The organism is Gilvimarinus gilvus (assembly GCF_030518155.1).
GTDB classification, from domain to species: domain Bacteria; phylum Pseudomonadota; class Gammaproteobacteria; order Pseudomonadales; family Cellvibrionaceae; genus Gilvimarinus; species Gilvimarinus gilvus.
In genome coordinates this window covers 255147-268784 of sequence record NZ_JAULRU010000617.1, presented here as the reverse complement: position 1 = coordinate 268784, position 13638 = coordinate 255147, and the positions used below count along the sequence as shown (strand labels likewise).

Genomic DNA, 13638 nt, shown 5'->3' with positions numbered 1-13638 from the left:
CTATGGCTTCCTCTAAAAACTCACCGAACACAACGTCGGGCACGGGGTCGCTCTCCGTCTATCTAAGGCTACTTGCCTATATCAAGCCGCACTGGATGAGCTTTTTGATCAGTGTCTTGGGTTTTATAGTCTACTCTGCTTCCCAGCCGGCAATGGCGCAGTATATGGAGTATCTGCTTAACTTTATTGAGGCCGAGCAGCGCCCACCATTATGGCACCCCTCTGCCATAATAATTGCCATTATTTTTGTGCGCGGGTTTGGCGGATTTATTGGCAATTTTTTCATTGCCAAGGTTTCTTTTCGCATTGTTGATACGCTTCGAGTGAAGCTGTTCAACCATATGGTCTACTTGCCCGGCGAGTATTATGAGCGCAATGATTCGGGGCAATTGATTTCCCTGATAAATTTTAATGTTAACAATGTAACCACCGCTTCCACCGAGGCGTTAAAAACCATTATTCGTGAAGGGACGACAGTGGTTGCTCTTTTGGGTTATCTCTTTTACAAGGATTGGGTGCTAACACTATTGATGATGGGGGTGGTACCCGTAATCGCTGCGTTGGTTGGTTTTGTGGGTAAGCGATTGCGGCGCCTCAGCACGAAAGTACAGCACAGCATGGGTGATATCACACAGGTAACCTCAGAGATGGTTAATGGCTATCGGGTGATGCGCAGCTTTGGTGGCGAAGAATACGAGAAGTCTCGGTTTGCCGAAGCAAGCTGGCGCAACTATGTGCAAAATATAAAAATTGTTCTGACCTCAACACTCAATACCCCTTTGATTCAAATTTTGATTTCACTGGCAATGGCCAGCTTGTTGTGGGTTGCACTGGGCCAAATGCAAATTCAGGATGCGGGTGCTTTTGTTGCCTACTTTCTTGCGGTAGGTATGGTGCTCAAACCCATGCGCCAGCTGAGTGAAACCGTACCTATGATTCAAAAAGGGGTTGCGGCAGCTGACAGTATTTTTCAAGTGCTTGACGAGACACCTGAAGAAGACAATGGCAAGCATGTACCGACAAATATTCGCGGCCAGGTCGAGTTTAATAATTTAAGCTTTCGCTACAAAGGTAGCGATCGAGAGGCACTCAGCAACATCAACTTAAATGTCGAGCCTGGGCAGGTTGTCGCTCTGGTCGGGCGCTCGGGCAGCGGCAAGTCGACTTTGGTCAATCTTTTAGCGCGCTTCTACGGTGGTGCGCAGGGGAGTATTTTAATTGACGGTACTGACATTACGACTTTCACTTTAAAGGGGTTGCGCTCGCAGATTGCTCTGGTAACTCAACAAGTGGTGCTTTTTAATGATTCTGTCGCCCACAATATTGGCTACGGCGGCCTCAATCAGACACCGATCGAGCAGATTAAAAATGCCGCTGATCTCGCTTTTGCTTCGGAGTTTATTGAGCAGTTGCCCGAGGGATACGATACATTTATTGGCGAAGGTGGTGCCAAGTTGTCCGGTGGGCAACGTCAGCGGCTGGCCATTGCCCGCGCGATTTTAAAAGATGCGCCTATTTTGATTTTGGATGAGGCTACATCAGCACTGGATAATGAATCCGAGCGGCATATTCAAAATGCTCTGGAAACTGTGTCCAAGGGGCGCACCACTTTCGTTGTCGCACATCGTTTATCCACGATTGAGAAAGCTGACGTTATTGTGGTGATGGATCAGGGCGAAATTGTCGAGACCGGGACGCACACTGAATTGATGAAAAAGCAAGGTCATTACACGCGTTTGCACAACGCCAATCAATCCGATTCACTGACTCTTTAACCGCTGGAAAATTAGTATGCAACTGCCGTCACCACGTTATGATCAATCGCAAGTTCTGGTTATTGGCGATGTCATGCTCGATCGTTATTGGGTGGGCGAGACTTCGCGAATTTCACCTGAAGCGCCGGTTCCTGTTGTCAAAGTAAATACGACCGATGACCGGGCCGGTGGCGCTGGTAATGTTGCGCTCAATATTGCAGCGCTGGGTGCGGCCGCCTCCTTGGTGAGCGTCGTTGGCCGGGATGAGGCCGCCGAAGTGCTGCGTGGCCAGTTAGGTGCAGCGGGAATCTTGACAGATTTTCAGGTTTCTGTAGATAAGCCAACTATTACTAAGCTGCGTGTTATGAGCCGTCACCAGCAATTAATTCGCATGGATTTCGAACAGTCTTTTGGGCCAGATGACTGCTCGAAATTTGCGGACAAGGCTCGTCAACTATTGTCTGGGGCTGGCGTCATGGTCTTGTCAGATTATGCCAAAGGCTCGTTGGCAAACTGCCAGGCATTGATTGCGGCTGCGCGCGAGCAACAGGTACCGGTGTTGGTCGACCCCAAGGGCAGTGATTTCTCTCGCTATAGAGGCGCGACATTGCTTACACCGAACATTCACGAGCTGGAAATCGTTGTCGGCGCTTGCCCTACTGAGCAGGTCTTGGTGGATAAAGCATCACAGCTGATGCAAGAATTGGAGTTGTCGGCGCTGTTAGTGACACGAGGTGAGCATGGAATGACACTGTTGCGCCCCAATCAACCTGAACTGCATTTGCCCGCAAGAGCGCGCGAAGTGTTCGATGTAACTGGCGCTGGCGATACAGTTATTGCAGTGTTAGCATCTTCTCTGGCGGCGGGCTATTCGCTGCCGGAAGCAACAGGGCTTGCCAATGTGGCAGCGGGTATTGTGGTGGGCAAGCTGGGTACTGCGACCATTAGTGGTCCGGAGCTACGTCGTGCGGTTGGTATGGAGCGTGGAGTTGAACGCGGTGTAGTGAGCGTAGATCAGTTACTTATTGCGCTGGAGGAAGTCAGACAACAGGGTGAGAAGGTTGTATTCACTAACGGCTGCTTTGATATTATACATGCAGGCCATGTTGGTTACTTGGAGCAGGCGCGTGAGCAGGGCCACCGCTTGGTCGTTGCCATTAACAGCGATGAATCTGTATCCCGTTTGAAAGGCCCGTCGCGCCCTATTAATCCGGTTGAGCGGCGTATGGCGGTATTGGCAGGATTGGAGGCTGTCGACTGGGTGATTAGCTTCTCTGACGATACGCCCGAAGAGTTACTGCGCCTAATTAAACCCGATGTATTGGTGAAAGGCGGAGATTACTCCGAAACTGAAGTGGTAGGCTGGGAAATTGTCAAAGCCTATGGCGGAGAAGTTGCAGTGCTCAACTTTTACGAAAACTGCTCGACGACGGGCATTATTGAGAAAATCCACGAAACATCTTAAAAGCGTAAACAAGATCTTTAGCGTTACTGATCGCGTGTCTCAATAGAAATACTCTCTAATTATTATAACAAATCACATTGACCCCTGGTGACATTGCCGTTGCCATGGGTGTTTGTGTTTGTTGGTGAAAATTTTATCCGATTTTATAGTACAGGACGTATTGTATGGAAAAGCAAATCGCATTTGTCAGCAGTGATCGTATGGGGGATTCTCTTATCGGCATGGTGGCTGTTAATAATTTGTGTCGGGCAGGTTATACGGTGACGGTATTTAGTGATTATCTGTTCCAATTGCGGGATTGGTTTCCGGGCTTTTCAATTCGGTCTTACCCACACACATTCAAAAGCAAGGTTGATTGGCAGGATTTCGAACGAGTCGTAGTGCTGTTTGATCGCCCGTTTGTTTCAGACTTAAAAAGTCACCACCGTCACGTTGAAGTGATGAGCGAGTCTGAGTTGTTCCGGTCATCGAAGTCAATGGTTGATATTCAATTGGATTATTGTCGGTGTCATTGGGGTATTGCTAATCCAGTAAGGGATAATGGCATTGCATCAGTCAAGACAACGGGGCGACTCGAGAATAGGGTAGTGCTTCACCCCACCTCAGTGGACCCATTTAAAATTTGGCCGCAGGAGAAGTTTTTACGGTTGGCAGAAGCGTTGCGACGTGATGGCTTGAAGCCGGTACTGGTGGTTGCACCTAATGAACGACCCGACTGGCAACGCGCTATAGAGCAAGGTTATGAAGTGGCATGTTTTGAGTCTCTGTCAGAAGTGGCAGGCTTTCTGGCCGAGAGTCAATACTTTATCGGTTGTGACTCGGGCCTGGGGCATTTGGCATCGTGTCTAGGGGTGCCTACGGCAACCATTGCTATTCGCAAAGGTACCGCGAGGCTGTGGGCGCCGTCGTGGCATGTCAATGAAGTGATACTGGCACCATCGTGGTTGTTTTGCCGTCCGCTGAAAAGCCGGTTCTGGAAGCGCGCCCTGAGCCCTCAGCGCGTGATGAGTGGTTTCCGGCGAGTAAAGGGGCGCGCGCAAATAAATTGATTTGGAGATTTTAGCGGGCGGCTAAGTAAATTCTTCGATAAGCAAAAAACGCCAAAATAAACGTGTAAGGAGCTCCGAGCTCCAGTACCTCTTCGGCGATGGTGGTGAGTATCTCATTGTGCTGCGTAACAACTACGCCAAAATCAGCCGCCTTGCGGCTAATGCCATCCAGTGTTCTGGCCAAGACAAGCATGCCACCCGCGAAGCAGGTTATAAAAGAAACCGCTTCTAAGTGAAAAAAGCTCGAGATCAGCGTCCTCCAGTAACGCTTGATCAGCAATATGGTGAGCGATGCAATAGCAGCAATAATGACGATGGTAATGCCCTTTTCTAACAGTGACACGTCACTCGCTTTAAGGGTGGCCGATTTAAACAAGCCATAAGTGGAAAATTTCTTGTCTAGGTCTAACTCGCGCATGCCTAACAAAGCGAGCGAAAGCATTAGGGGCCAGTGGTAGCGAATGACATGGTAACCGCCAAAGATGAGCATGGTGGCGACGCCAATAAAATATCCTAGGGCTGACGACCAATCAATCAGGTTGCCTTCCTGAGCTGCGGCTTGTGCTATTTCATCAGGGCCGCTCACGTAATAGCTAATGATCAGTAATTGAGCCAGCAAAATGGCGGCCAATAGGGAGATATAGCGCAAGGGGCGAAGTGGAATAATAGATTGAGATGTCTGCATTACTTTTATCTAAGGGCGCTATCGTGACTGGAAAATACGCATTGTAGCTGGCTTGGCCGCTTTTTGCGAAACTCTATGTAGGTAAAGGATCGTATCAGCTGGTGCCACTAAGGTTAGTCGCTGACAGGATGGAACTTAAGAGGTTGTACGTCGGGGTCCCTCGACTGGCCTGCTTGTTCAAGTGCAGTTAAATATTTACCCCAGTATTGATCATGGTTTTTGCATAATTCATAAAGTAGAGCCCAGGTATAGATTCCGCTGTCGTGGCCGTCATCAAACACCAGTTTGATACCATAGTTGCCCACGGCCTCTAAGTCCTGTAGCTGTACATGCCTTTTGCCTGTCTGAAGTTTTTCATTGCCCGCGCCATGGCCGCGAACCTCGGCGCTCGGTGAGTGTACGCGTAAGAACTCTGCGTCGAGGCGAAAGGTGGTGTCGCCATAGCTGAGCTCGAGTTCAGCGCTTTGGCGTAGCAATTTTACTTTGGTTGGTGTCATGCAGCGGCGCTCATTGGCCATGTCTATTTGAGAGGTCAACAACTCAAATAGACATGTGACTTAGCGTTTAAAGTATGTAACGGCTAAGGTCTTCATCTTGAGCCAGCTCGTTGAGATGACTGTCGACATAAGCCGCATCGATGGTAAAGCTCTGCTGGTCGCTACCTGCATCAAAGGAAATATCTTCCAGTAGGCGCTCCAGTAGGGTGTGCAGGCGGCGGGCGCCAATATTTTCGGTGCGTTCATTGACCTCGTAAGCGGTTTCAGCGATGCGGCGAATACCATCCTTGCTAAACTCGATCTTCACCCCCTCGGTTGCCAGCAGAGCCTGCTGTTGCTCGGTCAGTGAGGCAGATGGTTCGGTGAGAATTCTCTCAAAATCGTCCGGTGTCAGAGCGCTGAGTTCCACCCTAATGGGGAGGCGTCCCTGTAATTCCGGGATAAGGTCGGAGGGCTTTGACAGATGGAAGGCGCCAGAGGAGATAAATAATATGTGATCAGTTTTCACCATGCCGTGTTTGGTGGTGACGGTGCAGCCCTCAATGAGAGGGAGTAAGTCGCGCTGCACACCTTCGCGAGAAACGTCGGCACCGCCGCCACTGTCGGCTCGCTTGGCAACTTTATCGATTTCGTCGAGAAAGACGATGCCATTTTGCTCCACCGATTCAATGGCCATGGCCTTAATGTCTTCGTTGTTTACCAGCTTGGCCGCCTCCTCTTCTTCGAGCGCTTTCATTGCTTGTTTAACCGTCATTTTGCTGGTTTGCTTGCGGTCATTAGACATCGAAGAAAACATATTTTGCAATTGATTCGTCATGTCTTCCATGCCAGGAGGCGCCATGATTTCTACGCCCACAGGTGTGGCCGCCAGATCGATTTCAATTTCTTTTTCGTCGAGCTCGCCTTCGCGCAACTTCTTGCGGAAAACCTGTCTGGTATTGGCACCGCTGTCGCTGTCTTGTTCACCGCGCGCTTTGGGTAGCAGGGCGTCAAGCACACGTTCCTCGGCCGCTTCCATGGCGCTTAGTTGCACGCGCTTCATGGCTGTTTCACGCTGCATTTTCATGGCACTTTCCACCAGGTCGCGGATGATGGATTCGACGTCGCGGCCAACGTAGCCCACCTCAGTGAATTTAGTGGCCTCCACCTTTATAAACGGCGCGCCGGATAATTTAGCCAGACGACGGGCAATTTCGGTTTTACCTACCCCCGTTGGTCCAATCATCAGGATGTTTTTCGGCGTGATTTCTCCGCGCAAGTCGGCGTCTACCTGCATGCGGCGCCAGCGGTTGCGCAGGGCTATGGCAACGGCGCGTTTGGCGTTGTTCTGACCGACGATATGGCGGTCTAGCTCGTGAACTATTTCACGTGGCGTCATACTGGACATAATGAGCTCGCAGTTAAAATTCCAGAGTTTCAATGGTGTGATTGTGATTGGTGTAAATACAGATATCACCGGCGATCGTCAGGCCTTTTTTGACAATGTCTTCGGCGGTCATCTCGGTATTGTCCAGCAAGGCGCGGGCAGCCGACTGAGCAAATGCACCACCTGAGCCTATTGCGATCAGGTCATCTTCGGGCTGTATTACATCGCCGTTACCGGTGATGATTAGCGAGGCCTCTTTGTCTGCCACCGCGAGCAGTGCCTCTAGGCGGCGCAGCGAGCGTTCGGTGCGCCAGTCTTTGGCTAATTCTACGGCGGCGCGTGTCAGCTGACCGTTATACGCTTCGAGTTTGGCTTCAAAGCGTTCAAACAAAGTAAAGGCATCCGCCGTGCCACCAGCGAAGCCCGCAATGACTTGATCGCGATATAGGCGGCGCACTTTGCGCGCATTGCCTTTCATAATGGTGTTGCCGAGCGACACCTGACCGTCACCGCCAATAACGACGGAATTGCCGCGGCGAACGGATAGTATAGTGGTACCCCGGTATTGTTCCACGAGTACTCCTTAAGCTGAGTTATATTGAGTGTATTGGCTAAGAGATAGGTCGTTTATGGGGGCTGCCCTGAAATTTTCAAGGCAGCTCGGTGGCCCTTACCGGGCTTGGTTATACGTCTGCAAGCAATTAACTTTCAGTTTTGCGTTTGAGTACCAGGGCGCTATATCGGTTGGAAACCAGCGTGGAGCGTGCTTTGGACATGCGGCTTTGATTGTCAAAGGGGCCTACCACCACTCGGTGCCACTGCTCGCCGCCACGTATCGTAACCCGCTCGGTGTAAGCGTCAAGATTGAGCAAAATCAATTGCGCGCGTAAATTATCAGCATCCTGGGCGCGGCGAAAAGAGCCCACTTGCAGCAAATACTCAACGGGCGCTGCGGCTGTCGAGTCAGTTTCTGCAGGCTCTGTGGCGGGCACAATTTCTTCGCTTTCCTGCAGTAGTTTATAGAAATCAAAGCGTGGCTTGGGCAGTTCTTGTTGATCTGCGGCAGGTTCCTCTGTGGTGTCGCTGACAGCGGGCGCCTGCTCTGTCACTGGCGTGCGCGCCGTTAGGTCGACAGGTGGTACACCTGACAAATACACCAAAAACATAATAAAGGCACCGAGGATAGAGCCAATAAACAGCCATACCCAAGGGGGGACCTGAGATTTAGGTGCCGCTTTTTTTGCTTGGGCGGGGGGGCGTTTTTTCTTAGCGTAATCGCGGGTCATCAAGTTAGCTCTAAGTAAAAGCCACTATTTTACGACTGGCGATGCGCGGGGGGCAATGCGAACCTGCTATTTGTTTTTACGGCTAACGCAGGACGGGATCGATGAGCCGGGCGTCAATCTATGGGATGAGCGAGAACTGGGCCGCTTACTGAGCAGGGTGCTATCCGTATTGAGCAATATTAACCCATGTCTTGTGGATCAACGTCGATCGACCAGCGCAGATCGCGGGGAGCTTTATTTGCCTCAAGTCGCATGCTCAAAGTCGCTAGAAATGTTTGCAGTGCGTGACGCGTATGGGCCTTCAATTGTAATTGGTGACGGTAGCGCTGGCCTTTCTTTTCCATAAGTGCCGGCATCGGGCCTAACATTTGTACTTGATGTTGTTCGGCCAAAGCGCTTAGTTGGTGCTTAAGTTCAGTAAGAAAGTGGCGAGGGCTATCGGCATTTAGGGCATCTGCACGAATAAGTGCTATGGGAGCGTAGGGCGGCATTTGCGTTATTTCACGCTCACTGAGCAGCGCGTCGGCAAAGGCGCCATAGCCTTGATGAATTAATTGTTGCAGCAGAGGGTGATCGCGGTTTTGACTTTGCAAAATCACTTCGCCGCGGCGCTCACCGCGCCCCGATCGTCCCGCCACCTGAGTAATAAGTTGGCCTAAACGTTCGGGGCCACGAAAGTCGGCACTGAGCAAGCCGCCATCGACATCAAGAATGACCGCAAGCGTTACCTTGGGAAAATGATGTCCCTTGGCCAGCATTTGCGTGCCCACCAAAATGCAGGGTTCTCCGCTGTTAATGCGGTTGAATAGGGACTCCAGAGCCCCCTTGTTGCGGGTGCTATCCCGGTCAATGCGCCACACGGGAAACTCCGCAAAGCGCTTTGCCAGTGCTTCTTCGCTGCGCTCTGTGCCCTGGCCAATGGGTTCCAGGTTGCGGCCATGACAACTCTCGCAGCTGCGCAATACCCCGCGCTGAAAATCGCAGTGATGGCAGTGCAAGTGTTTAGGGGTGTGATGTAAGGTGAGTCGGGCATCGCAGTTGGGGCAGCAGACTACCGTACCGCAATCGCGGCATTTAAGCGTCGGCGCATAGCCTCGGCGGTTAAGAAATACCAGAACTTGGTTGCCTTGGTGCAAGTGCCGTTTAATCGCCTGCAGGCTTGGTATGGCTAATCCTTGGTTGTGCTCTACGGTATCAATAACTTCAATAAGTGGGGCAGCTTGACGGTTGGCGCGTTGTTGCAGGGGGAGCGTTTGAAAGCGTCCCATCTTGGCGTTGTGCAAACTCTCCAGTGCCGGCGTAGCGGACCCAAGTATTAAGGGAATATTGAGGGATTTGGCGCGCACGCAGGCAAGGTCGCGCGCCGAGTAGCGGAACCCATCTTGCTGCTTAAACGACGTGTCGTGTTCCTCGTCGATAATAATCAGCCCCGGGGTGATCATCGGGGTGAACAACGCTGAGCGCGTACCAACGATGATCTGAGCTTCGCCAGTGGCTGCACGAACCCAGCTATTGAGGCGTTCACGATCGTTGAGCCCCGAGTGTAAAACCGCGAGAGTGCCGCCAAAGCGCTTTTTGAAGCGGCCAATGGTTTGCGGGGTGAGGCCAATCTCCGGTACCAGAACCAGCGTTTGCGCGCCAGCTCGCTGCTGCTGTAGTTGGGCGATGGCTTGCAGATAGACCTCTGTTTTCCCGCTCCCTGTGGCGCCGTTTAGCAGGTAGGTTTGATAGTGTTTGTAGCTAATGGCATCGAGAGCGGCTTGCTGCTCACTGTTAAGCACTAGGGGACGCTCAGTGGGCGCTGGCGGCGGTTCTTGGGCCTCTACAGCCAGCCCTTTGCCCCGCAGGCGCAGCAGTGTGTCCCGGGCGTAGCCTGCCTCTTTTAACTTACTCCAGGGGCAGCATTTGTTTGCGCGCAGGTGTGCCAGTAGTAGCGCCTGCTGCGGCGCTTTACGCAGCGCGTTGTCGGGCAGGCCAAGGCCCTCCGTTGTGAGTTGCCACCACTGTTCGCTGGTTGAGGTTTGCGCTTGCAGTGGGGCGCCTTGACGGAGTAGAACTGGCAAGGCTGTTTGCAGAGCTTCGCCGATGGGGCTTTGGTAATAATTCGCGGCCCAAATGATAAGGCCGAGCAGCTCGTCGTTGAGCACAGGGGTGCGGTCAATAACCTGCTTAATGGGCTTGAGCTTTTCTCGCGGGGTGTCACTTTGGTCGCTAAAACTAACCACTATGCCTATCAGTGTACGATTCCCGAAAGGCACTTCAACCCGAGAGCCTGCCGGGCAGTGGGGGCTATCCGCTGGCCACAGGTAGTCAAATACCCGGCGCAGGGGCACGGGCAGAGCGATTTGAACCAAGTTTAGAGGTGTCATAGCTTTGGGTGGTTATTCACTGGCAGGGGCCTAAGTGTTGTCGGGATGGTGATGCTAGACAGTTCATAGAGGCGGCTACCAGGGTTACTTTTGAGTGCGATAGCTTAATGCATTTAGTGATAGGCTTCAGCGCCCTATCCGCACGCCAGCCCAATCGTGTGAATATTGCACATTTTTTCTTGATTTGGTCGTTAGCTGTGGTAGTATCGCCGCCCCTAAGTACTTAGCAACCTGAAGTACCGTGCTCGGCACAGAGGCTGATCTAGTTTTATGATCGGGTGGCGGTATAGACAACACGGGCAATGACCATGAAAGCAGATATCCATCCAAAATACGAAGACGTAACTGCCACGTGCAGCTGCGGCAACAAAATTCAAACTCGATCCACTCTGGGCGAAGACTTCCATATTGATGTCTGCTCTGAGTGTCACCCATTCTTCACCGGCAAGCAGAAGGTGGTAGACACTGGTGGCCGTATCGACCGCTTTAACAAGCGCTTTGCTACCCGCATTGGCGGCAAAAAGTAAGCGATTGTTAGCGAGATCGAGTTTAAAAACCCGCTTTTAGCGGGTTTTTTTATGCCTGTAATTGAGTGGCAATAGTATTGTCTGTTAAAAAAGCTCTTCCGGCAGTATATCGACCGTGCCATTGTCTTGGGTGTTGGCGTCAGTTTCAGGTGCCGTGGGGACACTGTCGGCACGGAAAATCTCAAAAATTGCATCCGGGTCGTTAGCGGATGCGCGCTTGCCGGTTTCGGGGTCAATCCGAACGGTTACGATTCCCTCTGGTCGGCGCGCGGGAACCTCGGGGTGATCCTTAAGTGCTTCGCGCATATAGTCTATCCAGATGGGGAGCGCCGCGGAGCCGCCATATTCGTTATTTCCCAAATTGGTGTTGTTGTCGAAGCCGAGCCACGTAATGGTGGTGATATTGGGGTTATAACCTGCGAACCAGGCGTCGCGAGGGCCATTGGTGGTACCCGTTTTACCCGCTATATCGCCGCGTTCTAGCACGCGAGCGCGTCTACCTGTGCCGCGCGCAATGACGTCGCGCAGCATTGAATCCGCAATAAACGCCGTTTCGGCGTCGAGCACTCGCGGTGCGCGGGGGAGTTCCGGTTGTGGGTCTTTAGCAGCCGTATCGGCTTTGCTGCCAAGCAGCTCTTCTAAAGTTTGCGCCTCTGGGGCTTCCTCGTTCACGTGGGGCGCCAGAGATTTTCCTTCACATTCACGACAGACGGTGGCGGGTGCCGCTGCAAACAAAACTTCGCCATCTACATTCTCGATGCGAGAAATTAAAAAAGGGCTCACCTTGAACCCGCCGTTGGCGAAGGTGGCGTAGCCCTCCGCGAGTTGCAGCGGTGTTACATCGTGGCTTCCCAGTGCCAGAGACAGATCATAGGGAAGTGCTTCAGCGTCGAAGCCAAACCTGCCGATACCGCGATGAGCGGCCTCCATACCGATAGAGCGCAAAATTCGAATAGAGACTAGATTTCGCGAACGGTACAGGGCAGTGCGCATGCGCATTGGACCGAGAAAGCTGCCCCCGTCGTTGACAGGTCGCCAAGTGCCTTCGAGGCTGGCGTCTTCAATAACGATAGGGGCGTCATTGATTATGGTGGCTGGGGTAAAGCCATTCTCGAGCGCGGTAGTGTAAATAAAAGGTTTAAAGGATGAGCCGGGCTGGCGAGTCGAAAGCGTCACGCGGTTGAAATTACTTTTGTTGAAGTCAAAACCGCCGACAAGGGACACGATAGCGCCGTTTTCCGGGTTGAGAGAGACCAGCGCGGCTTCGGCTTCAGGAAGCTGAGAGAGCTTCCAGCCTTCCTCGCTCGCTTTTACGCGAATGACTTCTGCGGGCTTAACTATATCGGAGGTGGTTTGCGGACGCTTGCCCCTGTAGCTCTCGTTTACGTAAGGGCGTGCGCTGGACAGCCCATCTTCCCATTGCAGTTGGTAGGTGCTTGCGTCGGCAAACTGAATGTCGGCGCTCTGTTCGTCAATTGCGGTCACGACAGCGGGGCGTAAATCGCCGAACGTAGGGAAACTGTCGAGCTGGTCAAGCCAGCTGTCTGGGTTCTCTAATCCGAGATTGGCCTCGGCGCCCCGATAGCCGTGGCGTTGATCGTAAGTGATAACGCCTTCGACCAGTACCTGCTGGGCGACTTCCTGTAAGCGTGAGTTTACGGTTGTGTAAATAATGTAACCGTCGTTGTAAGCCGCATTACCGAATTGGTCGATTGCATATTGTCGCGCCATTTCGGCAACGTAGGGGGCGTAGAGTTCTGGTGTCAGGCCGTGATATTTAGCACTAATGGGCTCCTGGATTGCACCGTTATAGGTTGCCTGGTCAATATTGCCCAGCTCAAGCATACGACCCAGAATCCAGTTGCGTCGAATCAGCGCTCGCTCTGGGTTGGCTAGAGGGTTGTAGGCTGAAGGCGCTTTCGGTAATCCGGCAATCATCGCCCACTGAGCTAAACTTAACTCGCTGATGTCTTTTCCGTAATAAACGTTTGCGGCAGCCTGGATACCATAGGCTCTGTTACCAAAGTAAATTTTATTGCTGTAAAGCTCGAGGATTTCAGCCTTGGTGAGTTCGCGTTCGATCTGTAAGGCGAGCAATATCTCATTGAATTTGCGGGCAAAGGTCTGCCTAAAGGTTAGGAAGAAGTTGCGTGCCACCTGCATAGTGATTGTACTGCCGCCGGATTGAATCTGGCCTGTTTGTAATAATTGTGATGCCGCTCGCAAAAGTCCTCTGATGGACACGCCGTTATGATCGTAGAATTGAGCGTCTTCTGCCGAAAGTAGTGCTTTTATATATAACGGCGGGATCTCGTTATAACTGATGGGGGTGCGGCGCTGTTCACCAAATTCACCAATCAGCTTGTTATCACTTGAATAAATGCGCAGTGGAGTCTGTAATTTAACCTCCCGCAGAGTTTGTACATCGGGCAGCTTAGGGGCGAGGAACAGGTAAAGGCCGGCAAACGTGACGCCGGTCACACCGCATCCCGCGAGGAATAGCCAGAAAACGACTTTGAAAAAAGAATATTTTTTAAGCATTTTTTCTATGGGAATTAGTGGGTTAGCGATTTTTACCGCATGGTGGGCGCATTATACGGGGTTTTTTCCTGTTTACATACGTACGTTCTTGTTGCAGGC

At 51.9% G+C, this 13638-nt stretch carries 11 protein-coding genes; 4 read left to right on the top strand and 7 right to left on the bottom strand.

Annotation, left to right across the window (positions count from 1 at the left end):
- The first annotated feature begins 2 nt into the window (after nt 1–2).
- The 3 genes from msbA (at nt 3) to QWI17_RS16290 (ending at nt 4268) form a co-directional block, all read left to right on the top strand.
- Nucleotides 3–1775, top strand: coding sequence for a lipid A export permease/ATP-binding protein MsbA (gene msbA / locus QWI17_RS16300; protein WP_302723581.1), 1773 nt, complete (start codon nt 3–5; stop codon nt 1773–1775).
- A 16-nt stretch (nt 1776–1791) separates the two neighbouring features.
- On the top strand, nt 1792–3219 hold the full coding sequence (gene hldE / locus QWI17_RS16295) for a bifunctional D-glycero-beta-D-manno-heptose-7-phosphate kinase/D-glycero-beta-D-manno-heptose 1-phosphate adenylyltransferase HldE (protein WP_302723580.1): 1428 nt from the start codon (nt 1792–1794) through the stop codon (nt 3217–3219).
- Nucleotides 3220–3383: 164 nt separating this feature from the next.
- Nucleotides 3384–4268, top strand: a complete 885-nt coding sequence (locus QWI17_RS16290) for a glycosyltransferase family 9 protein (protein WP_302723579.1) — start codon at nt 3384–3386, stop codon at nt 4266–4268.
- Nucleotides 4269–4278: 10 nt separating this feature from the next.
- Here the strand turns inward: QWI17_RS16290 and QWI17_RS16285 are convergent, their stop codons facing one another.
- The 6 genes from QWI17_RS16285 to QWI17_RS16260 form a co-directional block, all read right to left on the bottom strand.
- Nucleotides 4279–4953, bottom strand: coding sequence for a hypothetical protein (locus QWI17_RS16285; protein WP_302723578.1), 675 nt, complete (start codon nt 4951–4953; stop codon nt 4279–4281).
- 113 nt (nt 4954–5066) lie between these two features.
- Nucleotides 5067–5450, bottom strand: coding sequence for a gamma-butyrobetaine hydroxylase family protein (locus tag QWI17_RS16280; protein WP_302723577.1), 384 nt, complete (start codon nt 5448–5450; stop codon nt 5067–5069).
- 67 nt (nt 5451–5517) lie between these two features.
- Nucleotides 5518–6837 (bottom strand): ATP-dependent protease ATPase subunit HslU, encoded by a 1320-nt coding sequence (hslU, locus tag QWI17_RS16275; RefSeq protein ID WP_302723576.1) that lies wholly within the window; start codon nt 6835–6837, stop codon nt 5518–5520.
- Between the two features lie 13 nt (nt 6838–6850).
- Nucleotides 6851–7390 carry an ATP-dependent protease subunit HslV gene (gene hslV, locus QWI17_RS16270; RefSeq protein ID WP_302723575.1) on the bottom strand — a complete coding sequence of 180 codons (540 nt, stop codon included), beginning with the start codon at nt 7388–7390 and terminating at the stop codon, nt 6851–6853.
- Between the two features lie 127 nt (nt 7391–7517).
- The gene (locus tag QWI17_RS16265; RefSeq protein WP_302723574.1) at nt 7518–8102 is read right to left on the bottom strand and encodes an SPOR domain-containing protein; all 585 of its coding nucleotides are present in this window, start codon (nt 8100–8102) and stop codon (nt 7518–7520) included.
- Between the two features lie 179 nt (nt 8103–8281).
- Nucleotides 8282–10471 (bottom strand): primosomal protein N', encoded by a 2190-nt coding sequence (locus QWI17_RS16260; protein WP_302723573.1) that lies wholly within the window; start codon nt 10469–10471, stop codon nt 8282–8284.
- Nucleotides 10472–10779: 308 nt separating this feature from the next.
- Here QWI17_RS16260 and rpmE point away from each other — a divergent pair, with 308 nt between their 5' ends.
- Entirely contained in the window at nt 10780–10998 is a 219-nt protein-coding gene (gene rpmE / locus QWI17_RS16255) for a 50S ribosomal protein L31 (RefSeq protein ID WP_302723572.1), read from the top strand.
- 84 nt (nt 10999–11082) lie between these two features.
- On the opposite strand, the gene QWI17_RS16250 is transcribed toward rpmE, so the two are convergent.
- On the bottom strand, nt 11083–13539 hold the full coding sequence (locus QWI17_RS16250) for a penicillin-binding protein 1A (RefSeq protein ID WP_370659593.1): 2457 nt from the start codon (nt 13537–13539) through the stop codon (nt 11083–11085).
- Nucleotides 13540–13638: the final 99 nt, after the last annotated feature.